The organism is Streptomyces sp. AcH 505, from assembly GCF_000818175.1.
Taxonomy (GTDB): domain Bacteria; phylum Actinomycetota; class Actinomycetes; order Streptomycetales; family Streptomycetaceae; genus Streptomyces.
In genome coordinates this window covers 225,319-228,118 of the sequence record NZ_JTIY01000001.1, presented here as the reverse complement: position 1 = coordinate 228,118, position 2,800 = coordinate 225,319, and the positions used below count along the sequence as shown (strand labels likewise).

Annotated in this window: 2 protein-coding genes and 1 pseudogene; all 3 read left to right on the top strand. The window is 74.9% G+C overall.

All coding sequences use genetic code 11. The features are described from left to right. Nucleotides 1-628 (top strand): annotated as a pseudogene (locus HY68_RS00915) (glycogen debranching protein); the annotation flags it as partial. A 70-nt stretch (nt 629-698) separates the two neighbouring features. Beyond that, nucleotides 699-1,463 carry an NUDIX domain-containing protein gene (locus tag HY68_RS00910; protein WP_041983427.1) on the top strand — a complete coding sequence of 255 codons (765 nt, stop codon included), beginning with the start codon at nt 699-701 and terminating at the stop codon, nt 1,461-1,463. 56 nt (nt 1,464-1,519) lie between these two features. Then, nucleotides 1,520-2,800, top strand: a 1,281-nt coding sequence (locus tag HY68_RS00905; protein WP_041983425.1) for an ATP-binding cassette domain-containing protein, incomplete at its 3' end; no start/stop codon positions are given.

Sequence of the window (2,800 nt, the reverse complement as noted above, 5' to 3'; positions counted from 1 at the left end):
CCTGCCGTATCTGAGCGGCAGCTCGGCGCATCTGCTGGACACGGGCCTGATCGGCGGGGGAGAGCAGGCCCCAGGTCTCCTCGACCGGGCGCAGACCGGGCAGCTGGCCAAGCTGCTCGGCGGCCCGGGGCTCGACTCCGGCTGGGGGCTGCGCGGCCTGGGCGCCAGGGAGCCGGGGCACAACCCCTTCGGCCACCGGGCGGGGGCGGTCCGGGTCCACGAGACGGCTGTGGCCGTCGCGGGACTCGCGGCGGCAGGACATGAGAAGGAGGCGGCAGGACTGCTGCGCGGGGTGCTGGCCGCGGCCGAGACGTTCGGCTACCGGCTGCCCGAGATGTACGCGGGGGAGCAGCGCACCGCGGGCGGGGCTCCCGCACCGCATCCGGCGGCGTGCCGTCCGGCGGCGGTGGCGGCGGGCGCCGGGATCCAACTGCTCGTCACGCTCGCCGGAATCCGCCCCGACGCGCCCGCGGGGACGCTCACGCTGCGGCCGGTGCGCGACGCGCCGCTCGGCGGGCTGCATCTCGCCGGGCTGCGGGTGGCGGGGGAGCCCTTCGCCGTACGGGTGAGCCGGCTCGGCCTCGGGATGGTCGAGGAAGCGGCCGCAGGACTCCAACTGGGGGTGTGACAGGGGCAGAACGTCGATCGTGGATGCCGGAACGACTGTTTATCGTCAGGCAGACGACTATGATCGCGGCATGTCTCCCTACGACCCGTCGGCTTTCCCCCCTTTCGCCGTCACCGTCGACCTGGTCGTGCTCACCGTGCGCCGTCACGCGCTCTGCGCGCTTGCCGTGCGGCGTGGCGAGCCGCCGTTCCAGGGCCGCTGGGCGCTGCCCGGCGGATTCGTCAGGGTGGATGAGGATCTGGCCGCCGCGGCAGCCCGTGAACTCGCCGAGGAGACCGGCCTCGGCGCCCAGGACGCGCAGTCGGCCGGTCAGGGGAACGCGGCCCATCTGGAACAGCTCGCCACCTACGGCGACCCCGGCAGGGACCCCCGGATGCGGGTGGTCAGCGTGGCCCATCTGGCGCTGTCGCCCGACCTGCCCGCGCCGCGCGCGGGTGGTGACGCCAACAGCGCCCGCTGGGCTCCGGTCGAGGTGCTGCTCAGTCAGGAGGGCGGATTCAGCCGGGAGAGTGAACAGCCGGCGCAGCTGGCCTTCGACCATGCGCGGATCCTGTCGGACGGGGTGGAGCGGGCCAGGTCCAAGATCGAGTACTCGTCGCTCGCCACCGCGTTCTGCCCGGCCGAATTCACCGTGGGCGAGCTGCGCCGGGTGTACGAGGCGGTGTGGGGCGTGGCCCTCGATCCCCGGAACTTCCACCGCAAGGTGACGGGCACCCCGGGATTCCTCGTACCGTCGGGCGGGACGACGACCCGTCAGGGCGGCAGGCCGGCCCAGTTGTTCAGGGCGGGCGGCGCGACCGTGCTCAATCCGCCGATGCTGCGGCCCGAGGTCTGACACCCGCACAGTTAGCATTACCCCGCAAGTCGGACATATAGCGTTATATTGCTGATGTGCTCCAGGCCATCGGACTGACCAGCAACCCCCGTCGCGACCTCCCGCCGGCCGTGGACGACCTGACCTTCGAAGCCCGGCCCGGCTGTGTCACGGCGCTCCTAGGGGCGCCAGGCGCGGGCAAGACCACCGCGCTCCGGCTGATGCTCGAACTCGAACACGGCCGTGGTGTCGCCTACTTCCGCGGCCGGCCACTGCACCGCATCGCCCATCCGGCGCGCGAGGTGGGGGTGCTGCTCGGCGATGTGCCGGGCCACCCCGCGCGCACCGCCAGAGGTCAGCTGCGGATGCTGTGCGCCGCTGCCGGGGTGCCCGCCGTCCGCGCCGACGAACTGCTCGACGTCGTCGGGCTCGGCGCCCTGCGCGACGAACGGCTCGGCAACCTCTCGGTCGGCATGGACCGCAGGCTCGGACTCGCCTCCGCGCTGCTGGGCGACCCGCACACCCTCCTGCTCGACGCGCCGTCGGCCGGCCTCTCCCCCCGCGAGACCGGCTGGCTGCACGGCCTGCTGCGCGCGCACGCCGCGCACGGCGGCACCGTCCTCTACACGACCGCCGACCCCAAGGAAGCGGCCCGCGCCGCCGACCGGGTCGTCACCATCGACGGCGGCCGACTTGTCGCCGACCAGGACGGCGCCGCCTTCGCCGCCACCCGGCTGCGGCCCCGGGTCGCCGTCAGGACTCCGCACGCCGCACGGCTCGCCGACGTACTGACCCGGGAGGCCAGGGCGGGGAGGCGCTCCGTCGAGGTGGTCGCCGACGCGGGCAGCAGACTCACCGTCTACGGCAGCAGCTGCCCGGAGATCGGCGAGACGGCGTTCCGGCACGGCGTCCTCGTCCACCAGATCGCCGACGAGATCGGCGACACCGGCCCGGCCCCAGGCCCTGCGCCAGGCCCTGCGCCAGGTCCGACACCCGCCCGGGCGTCCGGCGCCCCGGCCCGCGAGCCCGGTGACACGCTGGTGGACCTGCCCGCCCAGGCGAAGGTCCCCCGGACCGTCGCACCGCCGCTGCCCGCGCGCCCGGTCCGCAGTCCGCTGCGGCCCCTGCGCTACGAGCTGCGCCGCATGCTCGGCGTCCGGACGGCGCCGCTCGTCGCCGCCGCCGTCCTCGTCGCGTCCGTCGCGCTCGCCGTACCGCTGGCCCGTACCGGAGCCACCCCGCTGCCCAGCCTGCTCGCCGCGTGGCCGCGGATCCTGCCGCTGCCGCCCGCCGCGCTCGGCGCCGGGCTGCTCGGCGCCTTCTCGTTCGGCGACGAGTTCCGCTACCCCGCGCTCGCG

Excerpts from the sequence above, each read along its gene's own strand:
- HY68_RS00910 (WP_041983427.1), top strand. The coding sequence starts at position 699 with ATGTCTCCCTACGACCCGTCGGCTTTCCCCCCTTTCGCCGTCACCGTC.